This is a genomic window from Mycobacterium asiaticum (assembly GCF_001668675.1).
GTDB lineage: Bacteria > Actinomycetota > Actinomycetes > Mycobacteriales > Mycobacteriaceae > Mycobacterium > Mycobacterium asiaticum_D.
Genome location: NZ_LZKQ01000008.1, coordinates 15727 through 34324, shown reverse-complemented (window position 1 = coordinate 34324; position 18598 = coordinate 15727). Strand labels below are relative to the sequence as shown.

At 67.6% G+C, this 18598-nt stretch carries 21 protein-coding genes; 8 read left to right on the top strand and 13 right to left on the bottom strand.

The window, feature by feature from the left end; translation table 11 throughout:
* Window positions 1-27: 27 nt before the first annotated feature.
* The 4 genes from A9X01_RS00430 to A9X01_RS00415 all read left to right on the top strand — a co-directional run bounded on the left by A9X01_RS00430 (window position 28) and on the right by A9X01_RS00415 (window position 3557).
* Window positions 28-687, top strand: a complete 660-nt coding sequence (locus A9X01_RS00430) for a fasciclin domain-containing protein (RefSeq protein ID WP_436405217.1) — start codon at window positions 28-30, stop codon at window positions 685-687.
* A 111-nt stretch (window positions 688-798) separates the two neighbouring features.
* Window positions 799-2526, top strand: coding sequence for a cytochrome c biogenesis protein DipZ (locus tag A9X01_RS00425; protein WP_065118783.1), 1728 nt, complete (start codon window positions 799-801; stop codon window positions 2524-2526).
* An 84-nt stretch (window positions 2527-2610) separates the two neighbouring features.
* On the top strand, window positions 2611-3201 hold the full coding sequence (locus A9X01_RS00420) for a fasciclin domain-containing protein (protein WP_065118782.1): 591 nt from the start codon (window positions 2611-2613) through the stop codon (window positions 3199-3201).
* Window positions 3202-3299: 98 nt separating this feature from the next.
* On the top strand, window positions 3300-3557 hold the full coding sequence (locus A9X01_RS00415; protein ID WP_065118826.1) for a DUF2631 domain-containing protein: 258 nt from the start codon (window positions 3300-3302) through the stop codon (window positions 3555-3557).
* A gap of 3 nt (window positions 3558-3560) precedes the next feature.
* Here the strand turns inward: A9X01_RS00415 and A9X01_RS00410 are convergent, their stop codons facing one another.
* The 6 genes from A9X01_RS00410 to pyrH form a co-directional block, all read right to left on the bottom strand.
* Window positions 3561-4415, bottom strand: a complete 855-nt coding sequence (locus tag A9X01_RS00410; protein ID WP_065118781.1) for a cytochrome c biogenesis CcdA family protein — start codon at window positions 4413-4415, stop codon at window positions 3561-3563.
* Window positions 4416-4417: 2 nt separating this feature from the next.
* The gene (gene dsbE, locus A9X01_RS00405) at window positions 4418-4930 is read right to left on the bottom strand and encodes a disulfide bond-forming protein DsbE (protein ID WP_155771843.1); all 513 of its coding nucleotides are present in this window, start codon (window positions 4928-4930) and stop codon (window positions 4418-4420) included.
* 276 nt (window positions 4931-5206) lie between these two features.
* Window positions 5207-6319: a dual-specificity RNA methyltransferase RlmN gene (gene rlmN, locus A9X01_RS00400; RefSeq protein ID WP_065118779.1), complete on the bottom strand. Its 1113-nt coding sequence runs from the start codon at window positions 6317-6319 to the stop codon at window positions 5207-5209.
* Between the two features lie 13 nt (window positions 6320-6332).
* Entirely contained in the window at window positions 6333-7259 is a 927-nt protein-coding gene (locus A9X01_RS00395; RefSeq protein ID WP_065118778.1) for a phosphatidate cytidylyltransferase, read from the bottom strand.
* Between the two features lie 33 nt (window positions 7260-7292).
* Window positions 7293-7850, bottom strand: coding sequence for a ribosome recycling factor (frr, locus tag A9X01_RS00390; protein WP_065034369.1), 558 nt, complete (start codon window positions 7848-7850; stop codon window positions 7293-7295).
* A 66-nt stretch (window positions 7851-7916) separates the two neighbouring features.
* Window positions 7917-8684, bottom strand: a complete 768-nt coding sequence (pyrH, locus tag A9X01_RS00385) for a UMP kinase (RefSeq protein ID WP_065034370.1) — start codon at window positions 8682-8684, stop codon at window positions 7917-7919.
* A gap of 258 nt (window positions 8685-8942) precedes the next feature.
* On the opposite strand from pyrH, the gene mbp1 reads away from it, so the two are divergent.
* Together mbp1 and A9X01_RS00375 are read left to right on the top strand one after the other, a co-directional pair.
* Window positions 8943-9179, top strand: coding sequence for a microaggregate-binding protein 1 (gene mbp1 / locus A9X01_RS00380; protein ID WP_065034371.1), 237 nt, complete (start codon window positions 8943-8945; stop codon window positions 9177-9179).
* A 176-nt stretch (window positions 9180-9355) separates the two neighbouring features.
* A complete protein-coding gene (locus A9X01_RS00375; RefSeq protein WP_065118777.1) occupies window positions 9356-10072 on the top strand; it encodes a winged helix-turn-helix domain-containing protein in 717 nt (238 codons plus the stop codon).
* A gap of 3 nt (window positions 10073-10075) precedes the next feature.
* On the opposite strand, the gene A9X01_RS00370 is transcribed toward A9X01_RS00375, so the two are convergent.
* Complete coding sequence (locus A9X01_RS00370; protein ID WP_065118776.1) at window positions 10076-11011, bottom strand: lysophospholipid acyltransferase family protein; 936 nt, start codon at window positions 11009-11011, stop codon at window positions 10076-10078.
* A gap of 129 nt (window positions 11012-11140) precedes the next feature.
* Window positions 11141-11842: a DUF1942 domain-containing protein gene (locus tag A9X01_RS00365; protein ID WP_065118775.1), complete on the bottom strand. Its 702-nt coding sequence runs from the start codon at window positions 11840-11842 to the stop codon at window positions 11141-11143.
* 282 nt (window positions 11843-12124) lie between these two features.
* Here A9X01_RS00365 and A9X01_RS00360 point away from each other — a divergent pair, with 282 nt between their 5' ends.
* Window positions 12125-12544 carry a MarR family winged helix-turn-helix transcriptional regulator gene (locus A9X01_RS00360; protein WP_065118774.1) on the top strand — a complete coding sequence of 140 codons (420 nt, stop codon included), beginning with the start codon at window positions 12125-12127 and terminating at the stop codon, window positions 12542-12544.
* Window positions 12545-12548: 4 nt separating this feature from the next.
* Here the strand turns inward: A9X01_RS00360 and A9X01_RS00355 are convergent, their stop codons facing one another.
* The 3 genes from A9X01_RS00355 to rpsB are packed head-to-tail and all read right to left on the bottom strand — an operon-like array spanning window position 12549 to window position 15634.
* Entirely contained in the window at window positions 12549-13949 is a 1401-nt protein-coding gene (locus A9X01_RS00355) for an amidase (RefSeq protein ID WP_065118773.1), read from the bottom strand.
* A gap of 16 nt (window positions 13950-13965) precedes the next feature.
* A complete protein-coding gene (gene tsf, locus A9X01_RS00350; protein WP_065118772.1) occupies window positions 13966-14781 on the bottom strand; it encodes a translation elongation factor Ts in 816 nt (271 codons plus the stop codon).
* Window positions 14782-14794: 13 nt separating this feature from the next.
* The gene (gene rpsB / locus A9X01_RS00345; protein ID WP_065118771.1) at window positions 14795-15634 is read right to left on the bottom strand and encodes a 30S ribosomal protein S2; all 840 of its coding nucleotides are present in this window, start codon (window positions 15632-15634) and stop codon (window positions 14795-14797) included.
* A gap of 287 nt (window positions 15635-15921) precedes the next feature.
* Between rpsB and A9X01_RS00340 the strand changes: the two genes are divergently transcribed.
* Window positions 15922-16428 (top strand): M23 family metallopeptidase, encoded by a 507-nt coding sequence (locus A9X01_RS00340; RefSeq protein ID WP_065118770.1) that lies wholly within the window; start codon window positions 15922-15924, stop codon window positions 16426-16428.
* Window positions 16429-16477: 49 nt separating this feature from the next.
* Here A9X01_RS00340 and A9X01_RS00335 read toward each other — a convergent pair whose 3' ends face one another.
* Both A9X01_RS00335 and A9X01_RS00330 read right to left on the bottom strand, forming a co-directional pair.
* On the bottom strand, window positions 16478-17404 hold the full coding sequence (locus tag A9X01_RS00335) for a tyrosine recombinase XerC (protein WP_065118769.1): 927 nt from the start codon (window positions 17402-17404) through the stop codon (window positions 16478-16480).
* 32 nt (window positions 17405-17436) lie between these two features.
* Window positions 17437-18597, bottom strand: a complete 1161-nt coding sequence (locus tag A9X01_RS00330; protein ID WP_065118768.1) for an alpha-hydroxy-acid oxidizing protein — start codon at window positions 18595-18597, stop codon at window positions 17437-17439.
* Window position 18598: the final 1 nt, after the last annotated feature.

The following is an 18598-nucleotide window of genomic DNA, read 5'->3' as shown; positions in this document are numbered from 1 at the left end:
GTCTCAAACCCATTCTGTTGCAAAGGAATTGGAGAGATGAACACACATGCCAAGACAATCGCCGCGGCGACCCTGGCGGCGCTCGCGCTCGCGGGGTGCTCGAGCAGCAAACCCACGGCGCAGGTGAGCCCCGCGGCGGCGCCCAGCATGAATGCCACGGCCGCACCGAGCCCCGCGAAGGCGGATCCGGCCGCCGACCTGATCGGCCCAGGTTGCTCGGAGTACGCCGCGCAGAACCCCACCGGGCCGGGATCGGTCACCGGCATGGCGCAGGACCCAGTGGCGACCGCGGCGTCGAACAACCCGATGCTGACCACGCTGACCTCGGCGTTGTCCGGCAAGCTCAACCCGCAGGTGAACCTCGTCGACACCCTGAACAGCGGCCAGTACACGGTTTTCGCACCCACCAACGCCGCGTTCGACAAGCTTCCGGCGGCCACCATCGACCAGCTCAAGACCGACGCCAAGCTGCTGAACAGCATCCTGACCTACCACGTCGTCTCGGGTCAGGCGAGCCCGGCCAAGGTTCCCGGGATCCACAAGACGCTGCAGGGCGCGGATGTCAAGGTGACCGGCGCCGGCAACGACCTGAAGGTCAACACCGCGGGTTTGGTGTGCGGAGGGGTGCACACCGCGAACGCGACCGTCTACATGATCGACACGGTGCTGATGCCGCCCGGTCAATGACGGTTCGCCGATTCGGCGTCGGAGCAAAGGCAGTCCACTTCCGAGTGGGCTGCCTTTGTTTTGGCCGGCCGGTGAACCAATCCGGGACCGGCGTCGTGACGAATAACTGACATGTGGACTCTCGCGTTGATCGGATTTCTCGGCGGCCTCATCACCGGAATATCGCCGTGCATCCTGCCGGTGCTGCCGGTGATCTTCTTCTCCGGCGCAAACAGCACTGCGCCAACACAATCCGACGGCGCGGTGGCCGTCCAGACCAAGCCGACCCAGATGGCCGCATCGCGGCCCTACCGGGTGATCGGCGGCTTGGTGCTCAGCTTCAGTGTGGTGACCCTGCTCGGGTCCGCCATGCTGTCCGCGCTGCACCTGCCGCAGGACGCCATCCGGTGGGTGGCTCTGCTGGCGTTGATCGCGATCGGCCTCGGCCTGATCTTCCCGCGTTTCGAGCAACTGCTCGAGCGCCCGTTTTCGCGCATCCCGCAGAAGCAGATCGTCACTCGCGGCAACGGTTTCGGGCTCGGCCTCGCGCTCGGGGTGCTGTACGTGCCGTGCGCGGGACCGGTGCTGGCCGCGATCGTGGTGGCCGGCGCCACCGCGCAGATCGGCGTCGGGACCGTCGTGCTCACCGCCACGTTCGCGGTTGGCGCCGCGTTGCCGTTGCTGTTCTTCGCGCTCGCTGGGCAACGGGTGGCCCAGCGCGTCAGCGCATTTCGTCGTCGCCAGCGCGAAATCCGGATCGGCGCGGGACTCGTCACGATCCTGCTGGCGGTCGCGCTGGTGTTCAACCTGCCGGCCGCACTGCAACGCGCCATCCCCGATTACACCGCGTCGCTGCAGGACAGGGTCGGCGGCACCGAACAGATCCGCCAACAGCTGGGTGGCATCGTCACCGACGAGAACGCGCAGCTGTCGAACTGCGGCAACGGCGGCACCCGGCTCCAAAATTGCGGTACCGCACCGGATCTGCGCGGCATCACCGGCTGGCTGAACACACCGGGCGGGCAACCCGTGGCGCTGAATTCGTTGCGCGGCAAGGTGGTGCTGATCGACTTCTGGGCCTATTCCTGCATCAACTGCCAACGCGCAATTCCGCATGTCGTCGGCTGGTATCAGGCGTACCACGACAGTGGCCTGGAAGTCGTCGGCGTGCACACTCCCGAGTACGCGTTCGAGAAAGTGCCCGAGAACGTCGCCAAGGGCGCGGCCGACCTGGGCATCAAATACCCGGTCGCACTGGACAACAACTACTCGACGTGGACGAACTACCGCAACAGTTACTGGCCCGCCGAGTACCTGATCGACGCCAACGGCACCGTGCGGCACCTGCAGTTCGGCGAAGGCGATTACGACGCGACCGAAGCGCTGATCCGGCAGTTGCTCACCGACGCCAAACCGGGCACCCAACTCCCGGCCCCGGTGGACGCGCCCGACCTGACGCCAAAGACCTTTACCACGGCCGAGACCTACTTCGCCGTCGGCAAGGCAACGAATTACGGCGGCGGTGGCGTGTATGACGAGGGATCGGCGATGTTCCGCTACCCGCCGAACCTGGCGTCGGACAGCTTCGCCCTGACCGGCCCCTGGGCGCTGGACTACCAGGGCGCGACGGCGACCGGCGAGGATTCGGCGGTCAAGCTCAACTACCACGCCAAGGACGTCTACCTCGTCGTCGGCGGCACGGGCACCCTCACGGTGCTGCGCAACGGCAAACCCACCGAGCTGCCGATCGATGGGCCACCGACGACGCACCACATCGTTGCCGACGCGGCGCAGTCGGCCGGGACCATCGAGGTGCGGCCGAGCAAAGGATTGCAGCTTTTTTCGTTCACCTACGGCTGAGACCCATCCGGATTCCGATCCGCTCCGAATCAGCAGTGTCGGGGGACAGCCAGCACTCAATGACACTCAAAGAGGAGAACGAGCATGAAAGCTAAAAAGTCGATTGCAGCAACCGGTTTCACGGCCGCGCTGATGGCCGGCGGGGTGGCCTTCGGTGTTGCCCTGGCCCCCACCGCGGCGGCCAGCGACCTGGTGGGGCCCGGATGTGCGGACTACGCGGCCACCAACCCGAGCGGACCGGCGTCCGTGCAGGGTATGTCGCAGGTGCCGGTCACTGAGGCCGCGGCCAACAACCCGATGCTGACCACGCTGACCTCAGCGCTGTCGGGCAAACTCAACCCGCAGGTGAACCTGGTCGACACCCTCAACAGCGGCCAATACACGGTGTTCGCACCCACCGACGCCGCGTTCAACAAGCTGCCGCCGGCCACGATCGAGCAGCTCAAGGCGGATTCAGCGCTGCTGAACAACATCCTGACCTACCACGTGGTGTCGGGCCAGGCCAGTCCCGCTCGGGTGCTCGGCACGCACAAGACCCTGCAGGGCGGCACCGTCACAGTGACCGGCCAGGGCAACAACATCAGGGTGAACAACGCCGGCCTGGTCTGCGGCGGAGTGTCGACGGCCAACGCGCAGGTGTACATGATCGACACGGTCCTGATGCCACCCGCGTAACCGGTCAAGGCGATTCCCCCGGGTGCTGACCTGCCCCGGGGGAATTCGTCTGTGCCAGAATGAGGCAGTCCGAGTCCAGTCCGAGCGGAGGAATCCCCGTGCCCAGTACCGAGGTGGAACGCTTCACCGGCGACGTCGACGAAGCCGAAGTGCCGTCCGCGCAGTGGGGATGGAGCAAGATCAACTACCGCACCTGGTACGGCGTCGGCATCTTCGCGGTCATCTTCCTGCTGGCGATGCTGCACGGCAACCACGTCGGCCACGTCGAGGACTGGTTCCTGATCGGGTTCGCCGCGCTCACCTTGGTCGTCCTGGTGCGCGACATCTGGGGCCGTCGGCGCGGCTGGTTGCGCTAACGCTCAGCCCCTACGTGTCTTGGCGTTGCGTCCGAACCGGCTGATGACGATCGCGCCCGTAACGACGGCGCCTGCCACCAACAACCACGGCCAGCCGCCGTGCTGGTGCACCCAATTGGCGAGCGTGCCCTGCAGCCGCCCGGCAGTCATGATCACCGTGTCCCGCGGGTCGCCGTTGGCGTGGAACAGCCGGATCTCATAGAGGCCGTAGTAGCCGACGTAGCACCCGACAAGCACCAGCAGCGCTCCGCTGATCCGGTTGACCACCGGCAGCACCGCCCGCATGCGGTCGATCAGCGCGGAGCCGGCGGTGGCCACCGCGATGGCCAGCGCCCCGACGACCAGCGTCAGGCCGCCGATGTAGGCGGCATAGACGGCGATCGTGTCGAGTACCGCGCCGCCGCGCAGTCCGGCGCCGGTGACCGCCAGGAACGGGCCGACGGTGCACGACAGCGAGGCGATCGCGTAGCTGATTCCGTAGCCGTACATGGAACTCAGGCGCGCGGTCGGCGCCCAACGGGGCCCGTACGGCTTCATCGCCATGATCTCGCGTCCAGCCAGCAGCCAGCCGCCGAGCACGATGAGCAGGCCGCCGATCAGCACCGTCACAAACGGCAGGTATCGCTGTACCGTCGAGGCCGCCGAGATGGTCAGCGCCCCGAACACGCCGAAGACCGTGACGAAGCCCAGCGCCATTCCCAAGGTTGCCGCCAGAGCGCGCCCGATCGCAGTTACCGGCGCGGTGCGCTGCCCGCGCACCACCAGAACCAGATACGCGGGCAGCATCGCAAATCCGCACGGGTTCAGCGCGGCCACCAGTCCGGCGGCGAACGCCAACCCGATCAGGGGCTGATTCAACGTCAGGACAGCGCGGCGACCCGGCCGGCCAGCTCCTGCTGCGACATGGCCGAGGTGGTGTTGTTGACGAAGGTGGAGGTGCCATCGGCGCGGTAGAACACCCAGGCGGGTTGCCACGGCACGTTGTAACGCGCCCAGATCGCGCCGTCGGCGTCGTTGAGGTTGGTGAAGTTCAGGCCGTACTTGGAGACGAAGCCCTGCATCTGCCCGACATCCGAATGTGCCGCTATGCCAACGAAAGTCACGCCCGGGTTGGCGGCCGCCACCTGGCTCAGGCCGGGCGCCTCAGCGTTGCAGAACGGGCAGAACGGCGTCCAGAACCACAACACCGACGGCTTGCCCTGCAGGGTGGCGCCGTTGAACGGTGCGCCGTTGAGGGTGGTCGCGGTGAAATTCAGGCGTTCGTCGGCCGCGACCGCGCGCGGGGCCGTGCCCAAACCGAGCATCAGCACGGCGGCGATCGCGATCGTTATACCCGTCTTGAGCGGGGAGAACAGTTTCATGGCACACCTCATTCGCTGGCATTTGCCTGATCACGTATTGCCCGCCGAAGAGGGTTCAACACCTAGGTGCGTGACGCCTGGATGTCCCGTCAGTCGCGCGTGGTGTCGAGATTAAAAATCTGTAGCGGTCCACTAAGAACGTCGTCTGCAGATTTTCAATCTGGGCGGGAACGCTCTAGCCTTCGGCGGCCAGCTGTCCACAGGCTCAGGCTGAACGGCCCGTGCTCCAGCTACCCGCCTTCGGCGGCCAGCTGTCCACAGGCTCATGCTGAACGGCCCGTGCTCCAGCTACCCGCCTTCGGCGGCCAGCTGTCCACACGCCGCGCTGATCTCGCGGCCGCGGGTGTCCCGCACCGTACATGAAACCCCTTGTGCACGAACACGTTTGACGAACTCACGCTCCACCGGCTTGGGGCTGGCGTCCCAGTCGCTGCCCGGCGTCGGGTTGAGCGGGATGAGGTTGACGTGCGCCAGCGGACCCAGCGCCCGGTGCAGCCGCTTGCCCAGCAGGTCGGCCCGCCACGGTTGGTCGTTGACGTCGCGGATCAACGCGTACTCGATCGACACCCGCCGGCCCGTCACGTCGGCGTAGTAGCGGGCGGCCTCGAGCACCTCACTGACCTTCCACCTGTTGTTCACCGGCACCAGCGTGTCGCGCAGCTCGTCGTCGGGTGTGTGCAGCGACAGCGCCAGGGTGACGCCAAGCCGTTCGTCGGCCAGCTTGCGGATCGCCGGTGCCAGCCCGACCGTCGACACCGTCACCGACCGAGCCGAGATGCCGAAGCCGGACGGCGGTGGCTCGACAATGCGGCGCACCGCGGCCACCGTTCTGGCGTAGTTGGCTAGCGGCTCCCCCATCCCCATGAACACCACGTTGGACAGTCGCTGCGGTTCGGGTCCGAAGTCGTCCCGTAACGCCACCGCGGCGGCGCGCACCTGCTCGACGATCTCGGCGGTCGACAGATTGCGGGTCAGCCCCCCTTGGCCCGTCGCGCAGAACGGGCAGGCCATGCCACAGCCGGCCTGCGAAGAGATGCACACGGTGTTGCGCTGCGGGTAGCGCATCAACACCGACTCGACGGTGGCGCCGTCACCGGCCCGCCACAACGTCTTGCGCGTCTGGCCCGCGTCGCAGGTCACCTCGCGCACCGCGGTGAGCAGCGTCGGGAACATGGTCGTCGCGACCTGGTCGCGCACCGCGGCGGGCAAGTCCGTCATCTGGTGCGGGTCGGCGATCAGCCGTCCGTAGTACTGGTGCGCGAGCTGTTTGGCCCGGAACGCCGGCAGGCCGAGCTCCGACACGGCTGCGGCGCGCCCGTCGGCATCGAGGTCGGCGAGGTGGCGCGGCGGTCGCCGAACGCCGCGCGCCGACGGCTCTTCGAACACCAATTGTTGAACCATTACCAGTCCAGTATCAGGGCAACAGCGTCAGAACGGTCCACGCGGCCACCGCCGAGGGCAGGATGCCATCGAGCCGATCCATCAGACCGCCGTGGCCGGGCAACAGCCGACCCATGTCTTTGATGCCCAAATCCCGCTTGACCTGCGATTCGATCAGGTCGCCGAGGGTGGTGGTGAGCACGAACAGCAGACCCAGGAGCGCACCGACCCACCACTCCTTACCGGCCAGGAATGTCGCGGTGAGCACGGTCGCGGTGATCCCACACACCAGCGAACCGGCAAAGCCCTCCCAGGATTTCTTCGGACTGATTCGCGGAACCATCGGATGCTTGCCGATCAGCGCCCCCACCGCGTAGCCGCCCGTGTCGGAACAGACGACCGCGATCATCATGCAGAACACCCAGCCCGGCCCGTGCTGTGGGTCGTAGACCAGCATCGCGGCGAAGGACGCGAACAGCGGCACCCAGGCGCACAGGAAGACGGTCGCCGAGACGTCGCGCAGGTAGTTGCTGGGCGGCGGCGCGCCATCTGCGCCGTGGCTGTCGGGCGAGTGCTTGTCCGTCATGAACAACCGCCAGATCATGCAGATGACGACCATCCCGCCGAACCCGGCGATCGCGCCGACGGCCCGGTACGGCCACGTCAGCCAGACGGTGACCTGCCCGCCGACCAGCAGCGGAATGACCGGGATCAGATATCCCGCTTCGCGCAGCCGGCGCACCACCTCGTGGCTGGCCACCAGAGCGGCCAGCGCGCTGTAGAGCACCCAGAAGTGCGGCACCCACAGCAAGGTCGCGATCAGGACCGCGCCGATGCTCGCCCCGACCGCGATGGCGGCGGGCAGATCGCGGCCGGCCCGCGACGTCTTCTTGGCTGGCTGCTGCGATGCGTCAACCGGCTCGTCGGGCGTGCTGCCGGCGTCGGCTTCAGTAGCTGCCACGGACGTGGATGGACTCAACCGCTGGACAGGTCCTCAGACCTCCAGCAGCTCGCCTTCTTTGTGCTTGACCAGTTCGTCGATCTGGGCGACGTACTGGTGAGTGGCCTTCTCCAGGTCCTTCTCGGCGCGGCCGACCTCGTCCTCGCCGGCTTCGCCGTCCTTGCGGATGCGGTGCAATTCCTCCATCGCCTTGCGGCGGATGTTGCGCACCGAAACGCGGGCGTCCTCGCCCTTGGCCTTGGCCTGCTTGACCAGGTCGCGCCGACGCTCCTCGGTCAGCTGCGGGATCGCCACCCGGATGATGGTGCCGTCGTTGGTGGGGTTGACGCCGAGGTCGGAGTTGCGGATGGCCGTCTCGATGGCGTGCAGCTGGCTGGCCTCGTAAGGCTTGATCACCACCATGCGCGCCTCGGGGACATTGATGCTGGCCAGCTGGGTGATCGGAGTGGAGGCACCGTAGTAGTCGATGGCGATCCGGTTGAACATGCCGGGGTTGGCGCGGCCGGTGCGAATGGTCGACAGGTCATCCCGGGCCACCGATACGGCCTTCTCCATTTTCTCCTCGGCGTCGAAGAGAGCCTCGTCTATCATCTTGCGCCGCTCCTCCTCATCGTTTGCCTCTGCATCGTCACCGCACGCATTCTGCGCGTCTCCCCCTCAGGTGGTGACCAGCGTCCCGATCTTCTCACCAGCGACCGCACGGGCGATATTGCCGTCGGTCAGCAAATTGAACACCAGGATCGGCATGCCATTGTCCATACACAGACTGAACGCGGTGGCGTCAGCCACCCGCAAGCCACGGTCGATGACTTCCCGGTGGCTGATCGCAGTGAGCAACTCGGCTTCGGGGTTCTCGCGCGGGTCGTCAGCGAAGACCCCGTCCACGGCTTTGGCCATCAGGACCACTTCGGCGCCGATCTCGAGCGCTCGCTGCGCCGCGGTGGTGTCGGTGGAGAAATACGGCAACCCCATACCGGCACCGAAGATCACCACCCGCCCCTTTTCCAGGTGGCGGACCGCACGCAACGGCAGATAAGGCTCGGCGACCTGGCCCATCGTGATCGCGGTCTGAACCCGGGTCGCGATGCCTTCCTTTTCCAGAAAGTCCTGCAGCGCCAGGCTGTTCATCACGGTGCCCAGCATCCCCATGTAGTCCGAGCGGGTGCGTTCCATGCCGCGCTGCTGCAGTTGCGCGCCGCGGAAGAAATTCCCGCCGCCGATCACGACGGCCACCTGCACGCCGCCGCGGACCACCTCGGCAATCTGCCGGGCCACCAGCGCGACGACATCGGGATCCAATCCCACCTGTCCGCCGCCGAACATCTCACCGCCCAGTTTGAGCAGCACCCGCGAATACTTGGACGGGGAGCCGGAAACCGAATGGGCGGGCACACCGTTGCTGCTCGTCGGCCTTGGCTCCGTCATCGATCTCCTCGCACGAGATTGCCAACCCGGCAACGACCCGGGACGGCGCGTCTCAATCCTGCCTCATTGCCCTGCTCTGGCGTGGGCGGGGTGCACTATTGCGCGCACATGTTTGATCCTCTGCCGGTCCGGGAATTCGCTGCGAGCGGCGGTAGACGCGGTCTTGAGAAGTTGAGGACCCGCACCGCCGCGCACTTGCCGGTCGCTCGTTCGATCGGCGTTTTTGAGCGCTCGGTACGGGCAACTGAGGAGGAACTCATGGCGGACAGCAACTCCGGACCTGCGGAAGCGGTCAAGGGCGTCGTCGAGGACGTCAAGGGCAAGGCCAAGGAAGTCATCGGGACGGTGACCGGCCGGGGCGACCTCGTCAACGAGGGTGAAGCCCAGCAGGACAAGGCGGAAGCACAGCGCGACGCGGCCAAGAAGGAAGCGCAGGCCGAGGCGGCCCGCAGCGCCGCGGAGGTTGCCGAGGAACGCCAGAAGTCCAACCAATAGAAACTTGTCTCAGGATGGGCCCGGTCTGGAATCTCGGACCGGGCCCATCGAACTTTCCGGGGTGCGGTTCGCCCACCCGGTCGTAACAAAACTGGAATAATCGCACGCAGAGGGGTATTCGGACCGCTGTCGGAGTGATCTCCGCGGCGGTGACTACTGGTCGGGGGTGCACGCAGGTGGATGTGCTTCTGTTCACCGACGACGCCGACTTCCAAGTCACCCTGCCGGATTTGGAGACCTTCGCGCTCACCGTGCGCAGCCTCCCGCTGGACACCGCATACCACGAGTCCGCCGAAGGAGCTGATGTCGCGATTGTCGACGCCCGCACCGACCCGGCCGGTGCCCGCCGGGCCTGCCGGTGGCTGACTGCCAATGCCCCGGCGGTGGCCGTGGTCGTGGTGGTTGCGCCGGCCACCCTGGCCGAGGTCGATGTCGACTGGAATTACGACGACGTGGTGGTGGCCGCGGCCGGTGCGGCCGAGATGCAGGCACGGTTGCGGTTGGCGGTGCAGCGACGGCGCAAGGCCATCGGCGGCACGTTGGAGTTCGGCGACCTCCTGCTGCACCCCGCCAGCTACACAGCAACACTGGACGGCCGGGACCTGGACCTGACGCTGACCGAATTCAAATTGCTCAATTTCCTTGTGCAGCATGCCGGACGGGCGTTCAGCCGGACCCGGCTGATGCACGAGGTGTGGGGCTATGAGAGCAACGGCCGGGTTCGGACCGTCGACGTGCACGTGCGGCGGCTGCGCGCCAAACTCGGTGCCGCCCATGAGTCGATGGTCGACACCGTGCGCGGCGTCGGCTACATGGCGGTCACACCGCCGCAACCGCGGTGGATCGTCCTCGAGCCGGTCCTGAAGCCCGCGTGGGAACCGGTCGCGCGCTGAATCTCAGCCGAAGACGGGCAGGGCACGCTTGCGCGCCAGCGCGTCCATGCCGCGCTGGATGCTGTCCTGCACCTCGCGGTACTTGGCCTCGACGTACTCGTCGTCATCGGCGCGGGCGGCGTCGTTATCCAGCTCGACCGGCGGCATGAAGCGAGTCCTGATCTTGGCGGGCAGCGGCAATTGCGGCAGGGCCGCAGGCGCGACGCCCCAGGGCAGCGATATCGCCACCGGGAAGACCTTGAGCCGCAGCAATTTGTCCAGCCGCAGCGCCCGCGACAGGCGATCGCCGCGGATCAGCACGGGCATGGCGTCCGCGCCGCCGACGGTGGCGATCGGCACGATCGGCACCCCGGCCCGGATCGCCATCTTCACGAATCCCTTGCGGCCGGCCAGGTTGGCCCGGTCGCGTTCCACCCACGGCCGAAGCGAATCAACCTCTCCGCCGGGCCACAACGCGACGTCTCGTCCTTCGGCCAGCGCGGTGGCGATCGCGTCGGGCGCCGCGGGCAGCACACCCATCGCCCGGAAGTAGCGACCGATTCCCGGGATGGCCATGAGCGCGTCGTGCGCGGTGCCGTGCAACGGCCGTTCGGGCCCGAAGCGCCGCCACCACTGCAGTCCCACCGTCCAGGCGTCCCACACGAACGGGGCACCGGAGTGGATTCCGATCAACAGCACCGGTGCCTCGCCGACATTCTCCCAACCGTCGATCTCCATCCGGAACCAGTAGTCCACCAGCGCGTTCCAGAAGAACTTCTGGCGGTGCATGGTGGTCTCGTCCTGGCCTTCCAGATCCCACTGCCCGGCCCGTTGCGCCACCCAGCCGCCGACGCCGCCGGCCTGCTTCTCGCGCTTGCGCTGCATGGACGCGCGGGCTTCGTCCGCTTGGCGCTGAGCCTGGTCGACAACTTCGGCGGGCCGGTGATCGCTTCGAGTCATGGTTCTCGCATACCCAGATCGCCCACACACAACTCAGATAATCTGGGTCTCCCCGAACGGCAGCCACCCCGCGCCAAGGGCGTGGCGCGGGGTGGCTGAGGGTTAGTTAGGCCCCGTTAGGCGTGAGCCTTAGGCCTGTTCCGGCGACTCAGGCGTCACCGGTCCGGGGACCTGGTTGGCCTGGCCGGGCACGGCGTTCGGCTGGCCCGGAGCCGGGTTCGGGTTGACCTGGTTGGGCGCCGGGTTCACCTGGCCGGGAGCCGGGTTCACCTGACCGGGCACGGTGTTGGGCTGACCCGGCACGGTGTTCGGCAACTGCTGGCCGGGCACCGAGTTAGGTGCCGGCAGGCTGCCCGGGCTGGTTTCCCACACCAGGACGTCCTGCACACCGTCGTTGTAGACGACGCCGTTCGGGGGCGCACCGGTCACGTCAAAGTAGATCTTTCCGGTCGCGGTGTTGCCCTGCGTGATCGGAGCCGGGCTCAGTCCCTGCGGGGTAGCCGGTGCGGCGATCACTCGGTAGTTCTGGCCGTCGGCGCGCGCGTTGAAGTTCGACACGACGGGCGTCACGACGCCGCTGTTGGCCTTCACGTGCACGTCGGCCTGCCACAGCTGACCGGTCGGGGTGAAGCCAGGGATGGTGATGTTGGCCGGCTGCAGGTTGCTGACGGTGTAGTCAGTCACCAGCGGGCCGTCGACCAATGTCTCGGGTGTGCCAAGTCCCTCAACGATGGTGGGCGCGGACGACGCAGTGGCTGCGCCGAAAAGGCTCACCGCCGCTATGCCGGCGGCACCAAGGGCCGTCTTTGCAGTGGTTTTGGTGAACTTCACGCTGAGAATCCTCTCCGTTGGGTTACGTTGCACCTACGGTCAGCAACTCTTCATTGGGCGCTCAACCGCACGCCCTTTCGCATTGCCGCTGAATTGCAGACTCAAACACACGCCGCTGCGGAAATCGCCCTTGCCGGCTCCCTGAACTGCACAGACGCCGCAATTTTGATTTAAGCCACACACCATTCGCGCCACAGCGTTCACATTGGCATCACGGGGGAAAGCCGAATTGCAGGCAAAGTTGCGCCCGGGAAAGGGTGCCGATATGTCAAGATGATTGATATGACTGAAGGTCGCGACGCCCCGCTGGGCTACCTGCTCTACCGGGTGGGGGCCGCGCTGCGACCAGAGGTCTCGTCCGCGTTGACCCCGCTCGGGCTCACGATCGCGGAGTTCGTCTGCCTGCGGATACTTTCGCAGTCTCCCGGGTCGTCGAGCGCCGACCTGGCCCGGCGCGCCAACGTCACACCGCAGGCCATGAACACGGTGCTGCGCAAGCTGCAGGACCTCGGTGCGGTGGAGCGGCCCACGTCGGTGTCCTCCGGCCGGGCACTGCCGGCATCGTTGACCACCGCGGGCCGCGCGCTGTTGCAGCGCGCCGAAACCGTCGTCTTTGCCGCGGACGCCCGATTACTCGCCCGGTTGACCGACGCTCAGCAGCGGGAGTTCCGACGCATGCTGGAGACGCTGGGCGCGGACTGAGCGGTCAGTCCTGGATCCGGGCCCAGGGACGGGCCTCTTCGAGCTCGAAGGCCAGTTCCAGCAGCCGCGCTTCGGCGCCGACGGCCGCCGAGAGCATCATGCCCACCGGCAGGCCGTTGGCGGACTGAGCCAGCGGCAGCGAGATCGCCGGGTCGCCGGTGACGTTCTGCAGGGGCGTGAACGTCACCCAGCGTGACAGCCGGTCGATGACCTGCTGGTAGTCGGTGGGGTCCAGGTACCCGATCCGGGGCGGCTCGGCAGCGACCGTCGGGGTGAGGACGGCGTCATAAGTGGCGTACAAGGGTGCGCTTTGGCGCCGCGCGCCGCGTAGTCGCACGATCGCCCGAGGTATCCGGTGCAGGTTGCGAGTGGCGTGCCGAGCCAATCCCAGGGTCAGGTTGTCCAGCCTGGACGGGTCGAAGGTCTTGCCGAAAGTGAGTCGGCCGGTGCGCAGCTGTGCCAGCGCCAACAGACCCCAATAGAGGACGAAGTCGTCGCCGAACGTGCTTGCCGCGGGCGGGTTATCCAGGTGCTCGATGCGGTGCCCGAGTTCTTCGAGCAGGGCGGCGGTCTTCAGCGTGAGATCAGTGACTTCGGGGCTGGATTCGTGGTCGACCGAGCGGGTCAGTACGGCGATCTTCAGCCGTTGCTTGCCCGGCTGGGTGACGTCGTCGATCGGGGGCAGCTTGCGTGCCCGGTAGGCACGTTCGGCCTCGCGGAAGAACGCGGCCGTGTCGCGCACCGAGCGGGTCACCACGCCGTTGGCGACGATGACCACCGGCAGCCGGCGCAATTCGGGGTCCAGCGGCAGCCGGCCGCGGGACGGCTTGAGCCCGACCAGACCGTTGCAGGCGGCGGGAATGCGGATGGAGCCGCCGCCGTCGTTGGCGTGTGCGATGGGCACCACCCCGGCCGCGACGAAAGCTCCCGATCCCGACGAGGAGGCGCCCGCGGTGTATTCGGGGTTCCACGGGTTGCGCACCGGACCCAGGCGTGGGTGCTCGGCAGCGCCGCTGAACCCGAACTCCGACAGCTGGGTCTTGCCCAGCGAGATCAGCCCGGTGCGGAGCACCACCCGGGCCACTTCGCTGTGCGCTTTGGCCGGGTACGGGGTCCAGGCGTCGGTGCCCCGCATCGACGGCTGACCGGCGACGTCGACGTTGTCCTTGATGAAAGTGGGCACGCCGCCGAAGAAGCCGGTGACCTCGCGTGACGCTTCCTCGCGCGCGGAGTCGTAGGACCGGTGCGCCAGACCGTTGAGCCGATCGTTGACGGCCTCGCAGCGCGCGACGGCCGCCTCGACGACCTCCAGCGGACTCAGCTGCCGGGATCGCAGCGCCTCGGCGAGCCCGACAGCGTCCAGCTCGCCGAGGGCGTCGTCGCGGAAAGCGTGTACGCGGGGCATGGCGATTGCCCGCCCGTCAGGCCTGGCCGACCTCGAACCGGACGAAGCGCGTCACGGTGACCCCGGCCTCGTCGAGCAGCGCCTTGACGGTCTTCTTGTTGTCCGACACCGAGGGCTGCTCGAGCAGCACGGTGTCCTTGAAGAAGCCGTTCACCCGGCCCTCGACGATCTTGGGCAGTGCCTGCTCCGGCTTGCCCTCGGCCTTGGCGGTTTCCTCGGCGATGCGGCGCTCGCTGGCGACGACGTCTTCGGGCACGTCCTCACGGGTGAGGTAGCGGGCCTTGAGCGCGGCGATCTGCAGCGCCACCGCGTGTGCGGCCTCGGCGTTGTCGCCGTTGTACTCGACCAGTACGCCGACCGCGGGCGGTAGGTCGGCCGAACGACGGTGCAGGTAGGTCTCGACGGTTCCGTCGAAGATCGCCACCCGGCGCAGTTCCAGCTTTTCGCCGATCTTGGCCGAGAGTGCGGCGATGGCCTCTTCGACCGTCTCGCCGCCGGCGCTGGCCGCCTTGAGGGAGTCGACATCGGTGGCCTTGGCGGACACCGCGGCTTCGACGACCTTGTTGGCCAGCTCCTGGAACTCCGCGTTCTTGGCGACGAAGTCCGTCTCGCAGTTCAGCTCGATCAGCGCGCCGTCCTTCGCGGCGACCAGGCCTTCGGCCGTGGCCCGCTCGGCGCGCTTGCCGACGTCTTTGGCGCCCTTGATGCGGAGCGCCTCGACGGCCTTGTCGAAGTCACCGTCGGTTTCCACCAGCGCGTTTTTGCAGTCGAGCATGCCAGCGCCGGTCAGCTCCCGAAGTCGCTTGACGTCGGCAGCGGTGTAGTTCGCCAATGCTCAGCCTTTCCTAGGATGCGTCTGTAGTTGGTTCGGTTGCGCCCTCAGTGGCGGGGGTGGCGGGGGTGGCGGTCGCAGCGGCACCGGCCAGGAGCTCCTGCTCCCACTCGGGCAGCGGCTCGGCGGCGTCAGCCTCCGGCTTGCCGTCACCGCGGCCCACGCCCGCGCGGGCCTGCAGGCCCTCGGCCACGGCCGAGGCGATGACCTTGGTCAGCAGGGCGGCCGAGCGGATTGCGTCGTCGTTGCCTGGGATCGGGTAGTCGACCTCGTCCGGGTCGCAGTTGGTGTCCAGGATCGCGATGACCGGGATGCCCAGCTTGCGCGCCTCGCCGACGGCGATGTGCTCCTTATTGGTGTCGACCACCCAGATCGCCGACGGCACCTTGGCCATGTCCCGGATACCACCCAGGGACCGCTCCAACTTGTTCTTCTCGCGGGTCAGCATCAAGATTTCCTTCTTGGTGCGACCCTCGAAGCCACCGGTCTGCTCCATCGCCTCGAGCTCCTTGAGGCGCTGCAGCCGCTTGTGCACGGTGGAGAAGTTGGTGAGCATGCCGCCCAGCCAGCGCTGGTTCACGTACGGCATGCCGACGCGGGTCGCCTCAGCCGCGACGGATTCCTGCGCCTGCTTCTTGGTGCCGACGAACATGACACTGCCGCCGTGAGCGACGGTCTCCTTGACGAATTCGTACGCCCTGTCGATGTAGGTCAGCGTCTGCTGCAGGTCGATGATGTAGATGCCATTGCGGTCGGTGAAGATGAACCGCTTCATCTTGGGGTTCCAGCGACGGGTCTGATGCCCGAAGTGGGTGCCGCTGTCGAGCAGCTGCTTCATGGTCACAACAGCCATGACTGAGCCCAGCTTTCATGTGTCGGTTGTCGCCCGGCATCGGGTGAAGCCGGGCCCTGGTGTCTGCTGCGATGCCGAACCCGTCGGCCGATTTCCGGCTTCCGGGACCGCTCGGCATGCTGTTGCGGATCCCTGAACTACTGGGGCGCGATGCAGACACGCGAAGTCAGCCCGCTCAAGCGAGCTGCGACGGAAAGTCTACACCGCTGCGACCGGTGCTTTTTCCATCCACAGCGGGCGCTACCGGTGGCTGGCCCTGGCTGCCTGTGCGGCGGTGCGCTGAGCAGGTGCGATGGGTGCTGTTGCTGATTCTGTGCTGGGTGCTGCTCAATGCGCCACCGGCCGACGCCGCCGGCGGACGGCTGGACTGGCCGCTGCGTCCGCCGGCGGTGGTGCGCACGTTTGATGCGCCGACACCTAACTGGTTGTCCGGGCATCGCGGGGTGGACCTGGCCGGTTTCGCGGGCCAGCCGGTGTATGCCGCGGGCGACGGTGTGGTCGTGTTCGCCGGACTGCTGGCCGGCCGGCCCGTCGTGTCGCTGGCGCATCCGGGCGGTCTGCGCACCAGCTACGAACCGCTGCGCGTGGTTGTCTCGGCGGGTCAGCAGGTGGGGACGGGTTCGGTGCTCGGTGAGTTGGTGGCCGGGCACGCGGGCTGCCCGGCCGCCGCGTGTCTGCACTGGGGCGCGATGTGGGGTGCGGCGTCGCGGGCCGATTACGTCGACCCGATCGGGCTGCTGAAGTCCACCCCGATCCGGCTCAAGCCGCTTGTTGGTGGCGCGAACAGACGCTGAAGCACCCATTTCCTGCGGAAATGAGGTGCTTCAGCGTCTGTTCGGCACCCTAGGCGCGGGGGTGCGCCTGGTCGTGCACCGCGCGCAGCCGGGCGACCGCGACATGGGTGTACAGCTGCGTGGTGGCGAGACTGGAATGGCCGAGCAGTTCCTGCACCACCCGCAGATCGGCTCCGCCTTCGAGTAAGTGCGTAGCCGCGCTGTGCCGCAGGCCGTGCGGTCCCATGTCTGGTGCGCCGTCCACTGCGGCCACGGTCTGGTGCACCACGGTGCGCGCCTGACGCACGTCGAGGCGACGGCCGCGGGCGCCCAGCAACAGCGCCGGTCCGGATTCGGCGGTGGCCAGTGCGGGCCGTCCGTCGCTCAACCAGGCCCGCAGCGCCTCGGCGGCCGGTTGCCCGAACGGCGCGGTGCGCTGCTTGTTGCCCTTTCCCAGCACGCGGACCAGCCGATGACTGCTGTCGATGTCGTCGACGTCCAGGCCACACAGCTCGCTGACCCGGATTCCGGTGGCATAGAGCAGTTCGACGATCAGCCGATCCCGCAACGCCAGCGGATCGCCCTGTTCGGCACCGGATTTGGCCGCGCTCATCGCCGCCAGCGCCTGGTCCTGCCGCAACACCGCGGGCAGGGTGCGATGGGCCTTCGGTACCTGTAGCCGCGCGGCGGGGTCGCCGGCGAGCAGTCCCCGCCGGGTGGCCCAGGCGGTGAAGGCCTTGACCGAGGACGTGCGGCGGGCCAGTGTCGTGCGGGCGGCACCGGCGCCGGCTGAGGTGGCCAGCCATGACCGCAGCACCGGCAGGCTCAGCGTCTCGAGGCCGGATCCGCGTTCGGCCAGGAAGTCGAACAGCGACCGTAGGTCGCCCAGGTAGGCGCGGCGGGTGTGCGCAGAGCGACCGCACTGCAGCGCCAGGTAGTCGTCGAACTCCTCGAGGATGGCCTCGACCGCGGCCGCCGCATCGCTGTTTTCCGACACTCCCCCACGCTGGCCGATGCGGCGTCGCGTTTCTACAGGACGCGCCGCAGTGTGTCCGGGGTGAGATCTTTCAGCGTCGGGTAGCCGTCGACTGCCATGATCAGGTCGGCTTCGGCGAGCAGCATGCGCAGCACGTGCACGACGCCGTCGATGCCGCCCAGGGCCAGGCCGTATGCGTAGGGCCGGCCGACGCCGACGGCGGTGGCGCCCATGGCCAGCGCCTTGACGATGTCGGCGCCGCTGCGGATACCCGAGTCGAACAGCACCGGCAGGCCGTCGGCCGCCTCAACCACGTCGGGCAGGCAATCCAGGGCGGGTAGGCCGCCGTTGGCCTGGCGCCCGCCGTGAGTGGAGCAGTAGATGCCGTCGGCGCCGCCGTCCTTGGCGCGGCGGGCGTCGTCGGGGTGGCAGATCCCTTTGATGATCAGCGGCAGGTCGGTCAGCGACCGCAGCCAGCTCAGATCGTCCCAGGTCAGAGGATTGCCGAACGTCTGCGCCCAACTCAGCACGGTGCCCTGCGGGTCTTCTTCGGGCGGTCGGGCCATGCCGGCGCGAAACACCGGGTCGCTGGTGTAGTTGCTCAGGCAGAGTCCGCGCAGCTGCGGAAAGTTGGCCGTGGTGAGGTCGCGTGGCCGCCACCCCGGGATCCAGGTGTCGAGGGTGACGATGATGGCCTTGAATCCGGCGGCTTCGGCGCGGTGCACCAGGCTGGCGGCGAGATCCCGGTCCTTCGGTGTGTACAGCTGGAAGAAGCCGGGGGTGTCGCCGAACTGGGCGGCGACCTCTTCCATCGGGTCGGCGGTCAGGGTCGACACCACCATCGGAACGCCGGTGCGGGCGGCCGCGCGTGCGGTCGCCAGGTCGCCGTGACCGTCCTGGGCGCACAATCCGATGACGCCGATCGGAGCCATGAACAGCGGCGAGGGCAGCTTGATCCCGAACAGGTCGACCGAGAGGTCCCGATCGGTGGCGCCGACGAACATGCGCGGCATCAGGCCCCAGCCATCGAATGCCTCACGGTTGGCCCGCTGGGTGCGCTCATCGCCGGCACCGCCGACAACGTAGGACCAGACCGAGGGCGGCATCGCCATCGCGGCTTTGGCCTCCAGTTCCGCGAAGGCCATCGGGAGCGGGGGCGTTACGCCGGCCAGACCCTGGAAGTAGATCTCAAGCTGATAGTCGCCGAATGCCATG

Bases quoted from the DNA above. Each gene is read 5' to 3' on its own strand.
- A9X01_RS00425 (WP_065118783.1), top strand. From the start codon at position 799: ATGTGGACTCTCGCGTTGATCGGATTTCTCGGCGGCCTCATCACCGGA.
- A9X01_RS00420 (WP_065118782.1), top strand. From the start codon at position 2,611: ATGAAAGCTAAAAAGTCGATTGCAGCAACCGGTTTCACGGCCGCGCTG.
- dsbE (WP_155771843.1), bottom strand. From the start codon at position 4,930: ATGAGGTGTGCCATGAAACTGTTCTCCCCGCTCAAGACGGGTATAACG.
- rlmN (WP_065118779.1), bottom strand. From the start codon at position 6,319: ATGGTTCAACAATTGGTGTTCGAAGAGCCGTCGGCGCGCGGCGTTCGG.
- frr (WP_065034369.1), bottom strand. From the start codon at position 7,850: ATGATAGACGAGGCTCTCTTCGACGCCGAGGAGAAAATGGAGAAGGCC.
- pyrH (WP_065034370.1), bottom strand. From the start codon at position 8,684: ATGACGGAGCCAAGGCCGACGAGCAGCAACGGTGTGCCCGCCCATTCG.
- mbp1 (WP_065034371.1), top strand. From the start codon at position 8,943: ATGGCGGACAGCAACTCCGGACCTGCGGAAGCGGTCAAGGGCGTCGTC.
- A9X01_RS00370 (WP_065118776.1), bottom strand. From the start codon at position 11,011: ATGACTCGAAGCGATCACCGGCCCGCCGAAGTTGTCGACCAGGCTCAG.
- A9X01_RS00360 (WP_065118774.1), top strand. From the start codon at position 12,125: ATGACTGAAGGTCGCGACGCCCCGCTGGGCTACCTGCTCTACCGGGTG.
- A9X01_RS00355 (WP_065118773.1), bottom strand. From the start codon at position 13,949: ATGCCCCGCGTACACGCTTTCCGCGACGACGCCCTCGGCGAGCTGGAC.
- rpsB (WP_065118771.1), bottom strand. From the start codon at position 15,634: ATGGCTGTTGTGACCATGAAGCAGCTGCTCGACAGCGGCACCCACTTC.
- A9X01_RS00330 (WP_065118768.1), bottom strand. From the start codon at position 18,597: ATGGCATTCGGCGACTATCAGCTTGAGATCTACTTCCAGGGTCTGGCC.